Source organism: Mesorhizobium sp. M0037 (assembly GCF_040323635.1).
Lineage (GTDB): Bacteria > Pseudomonadota > Alphaproteobacteria > Rhizobiales > Rhizobiaceae > Mesorhizobium.
This window is the reverse complement of sequence record NZ_JAMYVB010000001.1, coordinates 247,350-261,036: the sequence shown is the minus strand read 5'-3', so window position 1 is coordinate 261,036 and position 13,687 is coordinate 247,350. Positions and strand designations below refer to the sequence as shown.

General features: G+C 62.9%; 12 protein-coding genes and 1 pseudogene. 9 read left to right on the top strand and 4 right to left on the bottom strand.

Features of this window, described 5'->3' with window-relative positions:
• The first annotated feature begins 8 nt into the window (after nucleotides 1–8).
• From NKJ78_RS01265 to NKJ78_RS01240, 7 genes and pseudogenes are all read left to right on the top strand, one after another.
• A complete protein-coding gene (locus NKJ78_RS01265; protein ID WP_352460098.1) occupies nucleotides 9–635 on the top strand; it encodes a hypothetical protein in 627 nt (208 codons plus the stop codon).
• A gap of 403 nt (nucleotides 636–1,038) precedes the next feature.
• Nucleotides 1,039–1,542 carry a hypothetical protein gene (locus NKJ78_RS01260; protein ID WP_023739292.1) on the top strand — a complete coding sequence of 168 codons (504 nt, stop codon included), beginning with the start codon at nucleotides 1,039–1,041 and terminating at the stop codon, nucleotides 1,540–1,542.
• A 291-nt stretch (nucleotides 1,543–1,833) separates the two neighbouring features.
• Nucleotides 1,834–3,852 (top strand): annotated as a pseudogene (locus NKJ78_RS01255) (M10 family metallopeptidase C-terminal domain-containing protein); the annotation flags it as partial.
• Nucleotides 3,832–4,425, top strand: a complete 594-nt coding sequence (locus NKJ78_RS30770; protein WP_502903269.1) for a calcium-binding protein — start codon at nucleotides 3,832–3,834, stop codon at nucleotides 4,423–4,425. The pseudogene NKJ78_RS01255 and the gene NKJ78_RS30770, both read left to right, overlap by 21 nt.
• 72 nt (nucleotides 4,426–4,497) lie before the next feature.
• A complete protein-coding gene (locus NKJ78_RS01250) occupies nucleotides 4,498–4,920 on the top strand; it encodes a hypothetical protein (protein ID WP_023682883.1) in 423 nt (140 codons plus the stop codon).
• A gap of 35 nt (nucleotides 4,921–4,955) precedes the next feature.
• Entirely contained in the window at nucleotides 4,956–6,692 is a 1,737-nt protein-coding gene (locus tag NKJ78_RS01245; RefSeq protein ID WP_023739290.1) for a type I secretion system permease/ATPase, read from the top strand.
• Nucleotides 6,689–7,999 (top strand): HlyD family type I secretion periplasmic adaptor subunit, encoded by a 1,311-nt coding sequence (locus tag NKJ78_RS01240; RefSeq protein ID WP_023705800.1) that lies wholly within the window; start codon nucleotides 6,689–6,691, stop codon nucleotides 7,997–7,999. Before NKJ78_RS01245 ends, NKJ78_RS01240 begins: the two co-directional genes overlap by 4 nt.
• 63 nt (nucleotides 8,000–8,062) lie before the next feature.
• Here NKJ78_RS01240 and NKJ78_RS01235 read toward each other — a convergent pair whose 3' ends face one another.
• The 3 genes from NKJ78_RS01235 to NKJ78_RS01225 all read right to left on the bottom strand — a co-directional run bounded on the left by NKJ78_RS01235 (nucleotide 8,063) and on the right by NKJ78_RS01225 (nucleotide 10,479).
• Nucleotides 8,063–9,496 carry an aldehyde dehydrogenase family protein gene (locus NKJ78_RS01235; RefSeq protein WP_023739289.1) on the bottom strand — a complete coding sequence of 478 codons (1,434 nt, stop codon included), beginning with the start codon at nucleotides 9,494–9,496 and terminating at the stop codon, nucleotides 8,063–8,065.
• 115 nt (nucleotides 9,497–9,611) lie between these two features.
• A complete protein-coding gene (locus NKJ78_RS01230) occupies nucleotides 9,612–9,995 on the bottom strand; it encodes an ACT domain-containing protein (RefSeq protein WP_023705798.1) in 384 nt (127 codons plus the stop codon).
• A gap of 13 nt (nucleotides 9,996–10,008) precedes the next feature.
• Entirely contained in the window at nucleotides 10,009–10,479 is a 471-nt protein-coding gene (locus NKJ78_RS01225) for a GNAT family N-acetyltransferase (protein ID WP_352460095.1), read from the bottom strand.
• 352 nt (nucleotides 10,480–10,831) lie between these two features.
• Between NKJ78_RS01225 and NKJ78_RS01220 the strand changes: the two genes are divergently transcribed.
• The gene (locus NKJ78_RS01220; RefSeq protein ID WP_352460094.1) at nucleotides 10,832–11,908 is read left to right on the top strand and encodes a YeiH family protein; all 1,077 of its coding nucleotides are present in this window, start codon (nucleotides 10,832–10,834) and stop codon (nucleotides 11,906–11,908) included.
• On the opposite strand, the gene msrC is transcribed toward NKJ78_RS01220, so the two are convergent.
• Complete coding sequence (msrC, locus tag NKJ78_RS01215; protein ID WP_352460093.1) at nucleotides 11,905–12,402, bottom strand: free L-methionine (R)-S-oxide reductase MsrC; 498 nt, start codon at nucleotides 12,400–12,402, stop codon at nucleotides 11,905–11,907. The genes NKJ78_RS01220 and msrC overlap by 4 nt on opposite strands.
• A 183-nt stretch (nucleotides 12,403–12,585) precedes the next feature.
• On the opposite strand from msrC, the gene NKJ78_RS01210 reads away from it, so the two are divergent.
• Complete coding sequence (locus tag NKJ78_RS01210) at nucleotides 12,586–13,482, top strand: GlxA family transcriptional regulator (RefSeq protein WP_245270993.1); 897 nt, start codon at nucleotides 12,586–12,588, stop codon at nucleotides 13,480–13,482.
• Nucleotides 13,483–13,687: the final 205 nt, after the last annotated feature.

Genomic DNA, 13,687 nt, shown 5'->3' with positions numbered 1-13,687 from the left:
GGCACGTCATGCCCACTGACAGCCAGTACATCCTCGAACGCATCCGCCAGGGATGCGTGGAGTTGTCCGACGACGAGTTCGCCATCGACAGGCTGGCAAAATATGTCGGCAACGGGAGAATCCGCTGGCATGTCGAGTTCCGTGGGCATCGCATCGAGCTGACAACCGGCCAGATCAAGAAGCAGCCTACCTTTCGCAGGAAAATCCTCGAACAGGCTGGCGTGCTGCCGCCGCAGCGTACCGGTGCCGACTACCGGCGATGGGCACTCGATCTGAGGCGAAATGCCATCGAGCTTCCCTGGCGCGACAGGCCGGTCGATGCGGGTTTTGCCATCGACCGGCTGACCAGCCATGGGGATGGGCGCTGGACGGTGGAATATCAGGGCAAGGCGATAAAATTCACGACGACGAAACTGCGCCGGCAACTCAGTTTCCGCAAACGCATGCTGGCCAAGGCTAAGGTGCTGCCGCCGGAATTGGCCCCGCCTGCCTATCGCAAGTGGATGGACTCGCTCATGCAAAACGCCACAGAGGCGGTACCGCAGGCCGGCGAAGCTTCGGCGACGGAGAAGAGTTGGCTTGACGACCTGCCGGAGCTGGCCGGCTGGGAAGATGAAGCGCCGCCCGAGAATTGATTGGGTTCCAATGATCATGAATCGGGCGATGCTTCTCCGGAACTGCGCGATTGGGCAGCGGACGTTCTGGGGATACAGACCGATATCCAAATGCCGGCCAAAACCGCCCAGCGATAACCCTCCCGCCAAGCCTCATATTTCCCCGGCAGGAGTTTGGTCGCCGCCCAAGCCAGCGGCCGACGCCGCTCATTCAAGAGATGGCCTGAGGAGGCGCCGGCCAGGCGGGCATTGGGGTACCCGCCGACGCTACATTAGCATTCACGCATAGATTTGGTATGGCGCGAACGCGGAAGGCCGGCTGCCTTCACAGCAGCATTCCGCAATTTTTCCCAAGACCCCGAACCCGCAACGGTGCAAGGGTTGGAACGCCCAGCGTTTCGGCGCGGCTTGCCTGGAGACAATCATGGCGACGTTTCTTACCGCTCTCGCATCCGAAGGTCCGCCAGCCGACCGGGCGAAAGACATGGACCTGTATGGATGGTTGATCGGCAGTTGGGACATGGAGACGCTCCACCACCGCAACGACGGCACAATTCAGAAATGGGATGGCGAGTGTCACTTTGGTTGGGTGCTCGAAGGCCGCGCCATTCAGGACATCTGGATCAGGCCCAGGCGCCCTGCCCCGTCCACCATGTATGGCACGACCTTGCGCGTCTTCGATCCCGGGATCGGTGGCTGGCACATTATCTGGAACGATCCGCTCAACCAGGATTACTCGCGCCAGATCGGGCGGGCCGAAGGCAAGGACATCGTCCAGATGGGCGCCGACTCGCGCGGCCTGCAGGCGCGGTGGCGGTTCACCGAGATCACCGCCGACAGCTTTCACTGGATCGGCGAGGAGAGACGCGCGGAGAGCGACCCCTGGCGCGTGACCTATGAACATTTCGCCCGCCGGGCGGGTTCCTGAAGCACGCTTGCGCATTCAGCCCCTCGTGCCTACGGGCGAGGTACGACCATAGATTAGCGATAGCTCAATTAACACCAAACGAGTATCTCAAAACCCGCCGGTACAAGCGCGCCCAAGAACCTTCATATGTACCGAGCGCGAACTGAGGCTAGACAAGTGAAGATTCCAATAGCATTGTTGGCACTGGGACGGGGCTCGACCGGCAAGCGCAAACGATGCTTGTCGGTGGTTGGCAACTGCTAAACCGTACAGCCGTAATTGCCACGGCTGCGAGACCAAGGAGTCCCAAGGATGCCGAACTCAAGCCAAACCAGCGATCAATGGTGGGTCAACGACCAGACGCCGGACAACCCGTACGGCAAAAGCGAAGATTACGGGGCCTTCCTCACCTACCTTGGAGCGCTGGACCGGTCGATAACGCCGGCGATCGCGGCGGGAACGCTGAGGATAAATGTCTCCGAGCTCAATGACCATCCCGAATACAAGGCCGCCGCGATCGGCGCCTTGCAGATGTGGGCCAGTGTCACCCCGTTGAAGTTCGAAATCGTCGACAATGCACCATACAACAGCGCAACGGACTGGATGCAGGTTGTCAGCCCCGAACTGGGCGAAGAGGACGACGGCAGCGCCTATTCCAACGACCGCTATGTCAGCATCGGCCAGCGTTTCCACGACACCGAGGTCAACAAGACGGATATTGGCGGCTATGTCTTCGATTCCTTCATCCATGAATTCGGTCATGAGTTCGGGCTGAACCACCCCGGGCTCTACAATTACAGCGGCCCCGGCGGCGTACAGATCAATTATCTGAACAATGCGACCTGGACCTACGACCGTCAGCAATACAGCGTCATGTCCTATTTCGACGGGATCGATGTCGGTGAAACCAGCCGCTGGTCGGCGTCAACGCCGATGATGGCCGACATCGAGGCGGTCATCCGCCGCTTTTTCTCGACCGTCGACGAGAACGGCGTGCGCACCTATCAGCATATCGATCTCAACACGGGCGACAACGTCTACGGCTTCGGCAGTGCCGTGGACGGCTACCGGCTGACCTCGTCGGGCATGCAGCACGATATCGGTTTTGTCATCCATGACACCGGCGGAACCGACACGATAGACTTCTCCGGCTAGACGGCCGGCACGATCCTCGATTTGCGCGCCGGACAGTTCTCCAGCGTCAACGGCCACAGCAACAATGTGTCGATCTTTGCCGGGCACAACGCCGATGGCACCGATTATTACATCGAGAACGGCATCGGCAGCAGCTATGATGACGTCCTGATCGGCAATGACGGAGCCAACGTGCTGGATGGCCGCGGCGGCGGCGACCACATGGCCGGCAATGGCGGCGACGACACCTACTTCGTCGATTCCCTCGACGACATCGTGCGCGAGGAAGCGAATGGCGGGAATGACACGGTCGTTCTGCTGAACCGGAACTTGAATATCCGGAAAATCGCCAACGTCGAACACATCATCTACGCCGACGAGTCGACACTCCAGCCTGGAGACGGCGGCACCGAAACCGCACTGACCATCGGCGACAACACGATGACCAGCGTCATCTTCGGCGACAATGGCAACAATACGCTCGACGGCGGCGCCGGCGACGACACGATCTTCGGCCAGGGCGGCGATGACCTCATCATCGGCGGCCGCGACTCGCTCGCCAGCCGCGACATCAACAACACCATCGATGTCGCCGACCTTCCAGACCAGACCGAGAGCGACGACGGCAATGACACGCTCTATGGCGGCCGCGGCAACGATACGATCCTCGGCGGCCAAGGCAACGACATCCTCGACGGCGGCGACGGCGACGATACGCTGAGCGGCCAGGATGGCGTCGACATATTCCGGGGCGGCGCCGGCGTCGACACGGTCGACTTCAGCAAGGAGAGCCCCTTCCAACTGCTCGTCAACCTCGAGACGAACGTGGCCAGCGGCGGAACCGCCACGGGCGACACCTTCTACAGCATCGAGAACCTGATCGGCTCCGATGACCGCATCGACCGTTTCATCGGTACGTCGGCGGCAAATCATTTCTGGGGCCGGGGCGGCGGCGACTATTTCAACGGCGGCGGCGGCAACGACATACTGGATGGCGGCAATGACGGCGACATCCTGTACGGTGAAGCCGGCAACGACACGATCATCGGCGGCGCCGGCCAGGACTATCTGGATGGCGGCGCCGGCATTGATACGGTCGTCTACGAAGGCAGCTCCGCCGGTGTGACGATCGACCTCGCCAATGGCACGGCCAATGGCGGCGACGGCGATGGCCCGGTGCAGATCGTCGGGCGCGGCAGGAGCACCAGCTTCATCGTTCAGGAAACCGGAACCTACTATATTGTGGAGGGCGAATGGTCGGACTCGGCTCCTGGCGATGGCTGGGTCGAATCCGTGCCGGAGGGCTCGACTTACAAGCTGAACGTGTCGGTCGAATTCCCGCCGGCACCAGCTCAGCCGGGCGTTGCGGGCGCCGATACGCTCAACGGCGGCGGCGGCAGCGACCTTTTGGATGGCGGGCTGGCTGCCGATACGCTGACCGGCGGCGCCGGCGACGACTATTTCCGCTTCTCGACAGAACTCGGGAACGGCAATATCGACTGGATCAAGGACTTCAAGGTCGCCGACGATACGATCCTGCTGGACAACCTCATCTTTGCCAGCGTTGGCGGCGACGGCGCCCTCGTTTTGGGCTCATTCTACAAGAGCGCAGCCGGTGCTGCTCATGATGCCGACGACCGCATCATCTACGACACCGACAGTGGAATATTGTCTTACGACGCCGATGGTTCCGGACAGGGAGCAGCCGTACAGTTTGCACACCTGAACACAAATCTGGACCTTTCGGCTGCAGACTTCATCGTCATCTAACGCGTTGCCGGGAGGGGGGCCGTCAGGCTGCCCTCCCGCATACCCCAGCGCAGTGAAAAGGGAGAGGACGCGATGACCGACCGCCGCACAGTGTTAATGGCCGCCGGAGTTGCGGCAGTCGCCGCGGCCACCGGGGCAGCGGCAGCGCAATCGCCAGATATTCGCGCGCCAGATATTCGCGCAACAGATATTCGCGGGGCCGTCACCTTTGTGGGGGGCAAGGCTATCCCGGAAGGTCATCTCGAGATCTATCTTGAGGATCCCGCCATTCAGGACAGTGGGCGACGCCGCGCCGCCAAAACCAGCCTCAAGAGCGAGGGCGGCTCAAAGACCATAGAATTTTCCTTGCCCCTGCCCGCAAGCTCGACCGCTTCACCAACGCTGCAGGTCGTTGCGCGCCTGGAGCGTGCGGACGGCTGGCTGGTGGCGCGGGGCAGCGCGCAGTTCCAGGCCGGCTTGCCCGTCCATGTCACACTCAAGGCAGTTATCTATTGAAGGGACGAGATGCCATATCCTGATTGCGAGCCTGCATGCAGCTGACGCCATCGACGCCGCTTACGCTGGTCGGAATCCTGGCGTCCTTTCGACGTGCGTTTTCGGGCATCGTCCTGATGAGCGGGGTCGTCAACGTGCTGACCCTGACCGGCTCGTTCTTCATGTTGCAAGTCTATGACCGCGTCGTTCCGGGTCGCAGCGTGCCGACGCTGGTCGGCCTGGCGGTGCTTGCGGGAACATTGTTCGTGTTTCAGGGAGTGCTGGAGCTGATCCGCTCTCGCCTTATGGTGCGGCTGGGACAGGGGTTGGACGCAAAGCTGAGCCCGTCGGTCTATTCGGCGCTGATGCGCCTGCCGCTGCGCGCCAAGCCTTCCGGCGACGGGCTGCAACCCCTACGGGATCTCGATCAGGTCCGCTCCTTTATCGGCAGTGCCGGACCGACCGCTTTGTTCGACCTGCCATGGATGCCGCTCTATATCGGCATCTGTTTCATTTTTCATTTCTGGATCGGCGTTACCGCGCTTGCCGGCGCCGTTGTCCTGTTTGCACTGACGCTTCTGGCCGAATTCCGGACCCGCGGCCCGACAAGGATCGCCGGACAGCACGCGGCCGTCCGCAGCACGTTGGCCGAGGCGACAAGGCGCAATGCCGAAGCCATGCAGGCTATGGGTTTTGGCGGGCGTATCGCCGAGCGGTGGTTTGCCGTCAATGCCGAGTACTTGAACGCCCATGCGGCAGCCAGCGATGTCGCGGGAACGCTTGGCACGATTTCCAAGATCCTGCGATTGATGTTGCAGTCGGCAATGCTGGCGATCGGCGCTTATCTGGTCATCAAGCAAGAGGCGACCGGCGGCATCATGATCGCAAGCTCGATCATGATGGGCAGGGCGCTGGCTCCGATCGAACTGGCGATAGCGCATTGGAAGGGTTTCATTTCGGCGAGGCAAAGCTGGGCACGCCTGAAGCAGCTGTTGTCCGCGCTGCCGGAAGGCGCAACCGGCGTGACCCTGCCTGCCCCTGTCAGCGCGCTGGCGGTCGAGAATGTCAGTGTCGCGCCGCCGGGCGAACGGACGCCGGTGGTGTGGGATGCAAGTTTTTCACTGGCCAGGGGATCTGGCCTGGGGGTCATCGGCCCGAGTGCTTCCGGCAAATCATCGCTGGTGCGTACGCTTGCAGGTGTCTGGCTGCCGGCGCGCGGCGCCGTGCGGCTGGACGGCGCGACGCTTGACCAGTGGCCGGCCGACGAGTTGGGCAAACATATCGGCTATCTGCCGCAGGATGTGCAGTTGTTCGACGGCACGATCGCGCAGAACATCGCCCGCTTCGACCCGGATGCGTCGTCCGACATGGTGCTTGCGGCAGCCAAGGCCGCCGGCGTGCATGATCTCGTCGTGCATCTGGCCGACGGTTACGACACAAAGGTCGGCGAAGCCGGCGCCTCGCTCTCGGCGGGGCAACGCCAGCGTGTCGCGCTGGCGCGCTCTCTTTATGGCGATCCGTTCCTGGTCATCCTGGACGAGCCGAATTCCAATCTCGACTCGGAGGGTGAAGTGGCCTTGTCCGCAGCGATCCAGGGCATCAGGGAACGCGGCGGCATCGTTATCGTCGTCGCGCACCGGTCCAGTGTGCTGGCCAATGTCGATACGGTGCTGGTGATGGCCAATGGCCATGTGCAGGCCTTCGGTCCGAAGGACGAGGTGCTGAACAAGGTCTTCCGATCGGCAGCGCCGCTCAAGGTCGTTGCCGCCACGGAGCGAGGCGTTCCGGCATGAGCGAGGACAGATCCGCTTTGCATCATCGGCAGGTCCGCCGCTATCTCGTGGCTGGCGTTGCTACCTGTCTGCTGCTTGTCGGAGGTGTTGGCGGCCTGGCGGCAGTGACCAAGATGTCAGGTGCGGTGATCGCAGCTGGCCGGCTGGTGGTCGATTCCAATGTAAAGAAGGTTCAGCATCCGACGGGCGGCGTGGTCGGCGAGATCAGGGTGCGGGAGGGCGACCGGGTCAAGGCGGGCGATATTCTGGTGCGGCTGGACGAGACGACAACGCGCGCCAATCTGGCGATCGTCTCAAAAGGTCTGGATGAGTTTTATGCACGGTTGGCGCGCCTGGAGGCGGAGCGTGACGGCAAGGACACGATCAGCTTTCCGGACGTTTTGACATCGCGGCGCGACGAAGCCGGTGTCGCCGCATCGATGGCCGGAGAACAATCGCTGTTCGATTTCCGGCACCAGGCGCGATCCGGCCAGCGATCTCAATTGCGCGAACGGATCGCCCAGTTGACGCAGGAGACCGCCGGCCTGACCGAGCAGCGGCAGGCGAAACGCCGCGAGATCGAGCTGATAGGGATCGAGCTGGAAGGGGTGCGGTCGCTCTGGCGTCGCAAGCTGATAGGGATCGAGCGGATGACGGCGCTGGAACGGGACGCGGTGCGGCTCGAAGGCGAGCATGGCCAGTTGACCGCGGGAATAGCCCAGGTGAAAGGCAAGGCGTCCGAGATCGAACTGCAGATTATCCAGATCGACCAGGACCTTCGCAGCGAGGTCGCAACCGACTTACGCGAAACCCAAGGGAAGATCTCCGAGTTCGTCGAACGCAAGGTGGCGGCCGAGGACCAGTTGAAGCGCATCGATCTGCGCAGCCCGCAGGATGGCGTGGTGCTGCAGTTGGCCGTGCATACGATCGGCGGGGTGATCACGCCCGGCGAACAGGTGATGCAGATCGTACCGGTGACGGACGACCTGACCGTTGAAGCGCATATCGCGCCGCAGGATATCGACCAGGTGACGATGGGCCAGAATGCGATTTTGCGCCTGTCGGCCTTCAATCGGCAAACCACGCCGGAGCTGACCGGGACGCTGTCGCGGATCTCGGCGGATCTCACCATCGAAGAGCGCACCGGAGCAGCCTTCTATGTGGCGCGGGTGACGCTGCCCAAAACCGAGGTCGCCAAGCTGCGCGGGCTGGCGCTGGCGCCAGGCATGCCGGCCGAAGTGTTCTTCCCGACGGGCGACCGGACGATGCTTTCCTATCTGGTGAAGCCGCTGTCGGATCAGATCCAGAAAGCTTTCCGGGAAGAGTGAAGCCGCACCTGTGAGAGCTGAAGCCTCGGGACCGGCTGGTTGCCGGTCCCCAAGGGGTAGCCCCTACTCCGCTGCCTTATACCCCGCGATGCCCTTGATCTCGAGGAAATCCTCCAGCCCGTATTCGGCATATTCGCGGCCGTTGCCGGATTGCTTGTAGCCGCCGAATGGCAGGCCGGCGTCCCATTGGGGATAGTTGATGTAGACAGTGCCGGTGCGCATTCGGGCGGCGACTTCGCGGGCCTTCTGGATGTCCTTGGCCTGGATGTAGGACGCCAGCCCATAGACAGTGTCGTTGGCCGTGCCGATCGCCTCTTCCACTGTGTCGTAAGGCATGATCGCCAGCACCGGTCCGAAGATTTCCTCGCGTGCGATGCGCATGTCTGATGTGACATCGCCGAACACGGTCGGGCGGACGTAATAGCCGCGGTTGAGTTCGGCCGGACGGCCGGGGCCACCGGTAACGAGCGTCGCGCCTTCATCTATGCCGGCCTGGATCAGGTCCTGGATCTTGTCGTACTGGATTTGGCTGACCACCGGGCCGAGCTTGGTGCCGGCCGCATCGGCCGGGCCGACGGTCAATTTTTCGGCCGCCGTCTTGGCGTAGCCGGTCGCCTCGTCATGGCGGTCGCGCGGCACGAACATGCGGGTCGGCGCGTTGCAGGACTGGCCCGAGTTGCTGAAGCAGCCGGCGACGCCCTTGCTGACGGCCTTTTCGAGATCGACATCGGGAAACAGGATGTTGGCCGACTTGCCGCCGAGTTCCTGATGCACGCGCTTGACCGTGTCGGCGGCCGCCTTGGCGACCAGGATGCCGGCGCGGGTCGACCCGGTGAACGACATCATGTCGACATCGGGATGGCTGGACAGCGCCTGGCCGACGCCCGGGCCGTCGCCGTTGACGAGGTTGAAGACGCCCTTGGGAACGCCTGCCTCGTCGATGATTTCGGCAAAGATGATGGCGTCGAGCGGGGCGATTTCCGAGGGCTTCAGAACCATGGTGCAGCCGGCGGCAAGGGCGGGGCCGACCTTGCAGGTGATCTGGTTCAGCGGCCAGTTCCACGGCGTGATCAGGCCGACGACCCCGATCGGCTCCTTGACGATCAGCGACGAGCCCTTGACGTGGCGGAATTCGAACGACTTCAGCACCTCGGCCATCTTCCGCAGATGTGCCAGGCCAATGCCGACCTGGCTGTCGAGTGCCATCTGGCGCGGCGCGCCCATCTCGCGCGATACGGCCAGCGCCAGATCGGCGCTGCGCTTCTTGTAGACCTCGATTATGCGGTTGAGGATATCGAGGCGCTCCTCGACCGAAGTGAAGCCGAATGTCTCGAAGGCGCGCTTGGCGGCCGCAACCGCCTTGTCGACATCGGCCTTTGAGCCGAGCGAAATCTGCGCGAAAGCATCTTCGTTTGACGGGTCGATGACGTCGAGTGTGCTGGGCACGACAGGATCGACCCACACGCCGTCGATATAGAACTGCAGATTGTGTGACACGGGCTTCTCCTCGGGGGATTCTGAATTGATGGGGGCGATCGCCAGATCGTCGTATCGGGGATAACGATGGGGCAAGAGCGATGTCAAACGCAAGGGCGGGCGATTGAGCCTACGGCTACAGAAGCGTGTGCCCCGCCGCGACCAGAAGCCCCCTTGCCGCGGCTTCATCCTTGGCTTTGACGAGCAGATGGTCACCATCGAAGGTGGATACCAGAAAAATGCCGAGTTCGCTTTCCGACAATGGCTTTATCACCGACAGGACGATGCCGGTTTCGTCGAAGGCAAAGGGACCTTGGAGTTTCAGGGCGACCCAGTCCCTGTCATGCTTCACCCCGTCCGGCACCCGATCCTGCAGGCAGACGACCGAAAGCTCGTCCTCTGTCCTGGTGATGCTGACGAAGCCCGGCCCGTCCGCCCAGCCGGGAATGCTGTCTTTTGCTTCGAGGCGCGAAACCGCATACCGCCCCGTGAGCGGCTTCAACCGGACCCTGACTGCCATCCGATCCTCCCTGTTATCGGCCATCACCCAATTTCTTGCTCATATAGACCGTCATGCCGTTCATGAACGGCTCCTCCCGGTTGATCGTATAGCCATGCCGTTTGTACAACAACACATTGGCCATGAAGGCGCCGTTGGTCAGCAGGCGCAGCTCGAAGCAGCTGGCCTCCAGCGCCTTCTGCTCCGCCCGTTCCAGCAACAGCCGGCCGATGCCCCTGCCCTGCGCCTGTGGCGCAACGCAGACATTCTCGATCCAGAGATGATCGTCGGCCAGGATGGTCTCGATCATGCCGACGATGCGGCCATTTTCGATGGCGAGATCGAACGGATGTTCGGCGACCGCCTTGTCATAGTCGGCGCGCATCGGCAGCGGCTCGCGGCCGATCAAAGGCACCCATTTGGCATAGGCGGCACGCACAATGTCCTTGATGGCGGCAGCGTCCGCCGGTTGGGCCGGCCGAAACAGGATGGAAGAATTGGACATGGCAGAGGCTCCAGACATGAAAACCCCGCCGGCAGACATCGCGGGCGGGGCTGGAACGAACGAAGCGGTTTAGTGTGCCGGTCTTTGTCGTCGCGCCTTGCCGCTCCGCACTGTGCAGAGGCGACGTCGCTGGGCGATGGCGAGCGAGAAAATGGACATGACGCCACGCTGGAGTGCAAGACGCAGAGCGTCAAGCTGCATAACCGAGCCAGTCATCATGTTTGCATGGCACAGGCTAGATTGAAGGCATTGCCGACCGTTCGCAAAAATCGATCATTCCAACAAGAACAATTCGTTGTAAAGATCGATTCTGGAATGACATTCTCCTGAGGTACTTGCCCGGAGAATTGCATTGTCTTCCGCCGCCCAGCTAGCGAACGATATTCCGATCAGCCTGATATCGGCCGACCTGGCCGTGGGCCGGAAGCGGCTCGATTCCGTGTGGAATGGCGTCATCCCCGGGATCGTGCTGGTGACGATGATCACTGGGGTGGCCTTCTCGGCCCATAATGTCTCCGGCTTCGCGCTGTTCAGCCCGATGATCCTCGCCGTCGTCGCCGGCATGATCTATTCCAACGTGCTCGGCACGCCCGCCCACGCCAAGGCCGGCATTGCCTTCTCGCAGAAGCGCCTGCTGCGCTTTGCCATCGTGCTGCTCGGCTTTCAGCTGACGCTCGGCCAGGTCGTCTACATCGGCGCCGGCGGCGTCGGCATCGTGGCGCTGACCCTTGGAGCGACCTTCGTCTTCACCATTACGCTTGGCCGGCTGATCGGCGTCGACGCCAAGCTGGCGCAACTGATTGCCGCCGGCACTTCGATCTGCGGCGCTTCGGCCATTGTCGCCACCAACATCGTCACCGATGCGCGCGACGAGGACGTCACCTACGCCGTCGCCTCGATCACGCTGTTCGGCACCGTCGCCATGCTCGGCTTCCCGCTGCTGGCGCCGGTGCTCGGCCTCGACCAGCACGCATTCGGCCTGTGGGCCGGCGCCTCGATCCACGAGGTGGCGCAGGTCATCGGCGCCGGCTTCCAGAACGGCGCCCAGTCCGGCGAGATCGCCACCGTCGCCAAGCTTACCCGCGTCGCCATGCTGGCGCCGATGGTCGTCGCGCTCGGCCTGATGACGCGCCGCAAGAGCAATGGCGATCGCCCAAGCGACCAATCCGGTGCGCGGCCGCCGATGCCGTGGTTCGTCGCCGCTTTCATCGCCGTCGTGGCGCTGAACAGCCTGGTTGCCGTGCCGGCCGAAGTGAAGTCGGCCATGGCGTTCGCCACCATCATCATGCTGACCATGGGGCTCGCCGCCATGGGTCTGCAGGCCAACATTTCGCAGTTGCGCTCGCGCGGCCTTCGCCCGCTGGCGCTCGCCTCCTGCGCCTTCCTGTTCATCGGCTGCTTCAGCCTGATGCTGGTGAAGTTCGCTTAATCCTCGAACGAACTCGCCGCGACATAGATCGCGGCAAGCGCCTCGATGCCGTCCTGGTCGTCCTTGGCGAAGCGGCCGGGCGTCGGGCTGTCGAGGTCGATCAGGCCGAAGACGCCGTCATTGTCCCTCAGCAGCACGACGAGTTCCGAGCGCGAGTCGGCGTCGCAAGCGATGTGGCCGGCAAATTCATGCACATCCTTGACCAGCATCGACATTTCGAGATCGATGGCGGTGCCGCACACGCCCTTGCCGACGGCGATGCGCACGCAGGCCGGCTTGCCCTGGAACGGTCCAAGCACCAGCTCCTCGTCGGACGCCAGGAAATAGAAGCCGGCCCAGTTGAGATCGGGCACCATCTGGAAGATCAGCGCCGATGTGTTGGCGGCGTTGGCGACGGAGTCGCTCTCGCCTTCCAGCAGCGCCTTCAACTGGGTGGCCAGTTCGCGGTAGAAGGCTGGCTTGTTGGTGCTGTCGATGCTCTGGGCCGCAAACATGGCGTCGTCTCCATTGCCGGCGGGCCAAAAAGCCCGCTACATTTCCTGTCTGCCACCAATGACGCTCCCGGGAAATACACAATTGTGAATACCGACCGTGCCAGCCAAACACACGACCGGGCGCAACCCGCAGCGAGCGAAGGTCCCCTCACCTTCGCCGTGCTGGTCTTTCCCGGCTTTCCGATGATGGCGTTCAGTTCGGTGATCGAGCCATTGCGCGCCGCCAACGTGCTGGCCAAACGCGATTGTTACCGCTGGGTGATCGTCGGCGCCGACCAGGGCACGGTCGAGGCATCCAATGGGGTTGTCATACAACCGGGATTCTCAGCCTCGAGCGCACCGAAGGTCGACCGCATCGTCGTCTGCTCCGGCGGCAATGCGGACTTGCTTGTCGCGGACGATGCGGTTGCCTGGATCCGCAGGAGCCTGCGCGCCGGCGCCCATATCGGCGCGGTGGCCGACGCCGCCTTCTTCCTTGCCAGGGCCGGCCTGCTCGACGGCCATGCCTGCACCTTGCACTGGACCAGCCAGGCGGCATTCACCGAGGCCTTCCCGGATATCGAGCTCCGGCGCGATCTCTACGTCATCGACCGCAAGCGCTTCACCTCGGCCGGTGGCGTCGGCAGCCTCGACATGATGCTGGAGATCATCACCAACGATTATGGCGGCGAGCTCGCGGCGGGCGTTGCCGAATGGTTCGTGCACAGCCCCTTGCGTTCGAGCGTCGACCGCAAGCTGATGCCGCTCAGGCTGCGCACCGGCGTCCAGAACGAACTGGTGCTGTCGGCCATCGCCATCATGGAGGATGCGGTGGAAGAGCGGCTCGGCATGACGGAGCTGGCGGCAAGGCTCGGTGTCTCCTCCGACAAGCTGGAGCGCAATTTCCGCGCCCAGCTCAGCATTTCGCCCAATGGATATTACCGGCGGCTCCGGCTGCGGCGCGCCGCCGACCTGTTGGCCCATTCGACGCTGATGGTGCGAGACGTGGCGCTGGCCTGCGGCTTTGCTTCGATGTCAAGTTTTGCCCGAGCGTTTCGCGAGGAGCATGGGCACGCGCCGAAGGCGATGCGGCGGCATTAGAGGGCGCTGCGCGCTAACGCGGTGAGATGCTGGCGGGACAGCGCCCCCCTCTGTCCTGCCGGACATCTCCCCCACACGGGGGGAGATCAGATGTCGCCTCGGCTTTCGCCAATCACCAACGTTGCAGGGCGAGCGGGACGCGAAAGCTGCTAATCTCCCTCCTTGTGGGGGAGATGTCCGGCAGGACAGAGGGGGGCGCGAAGGA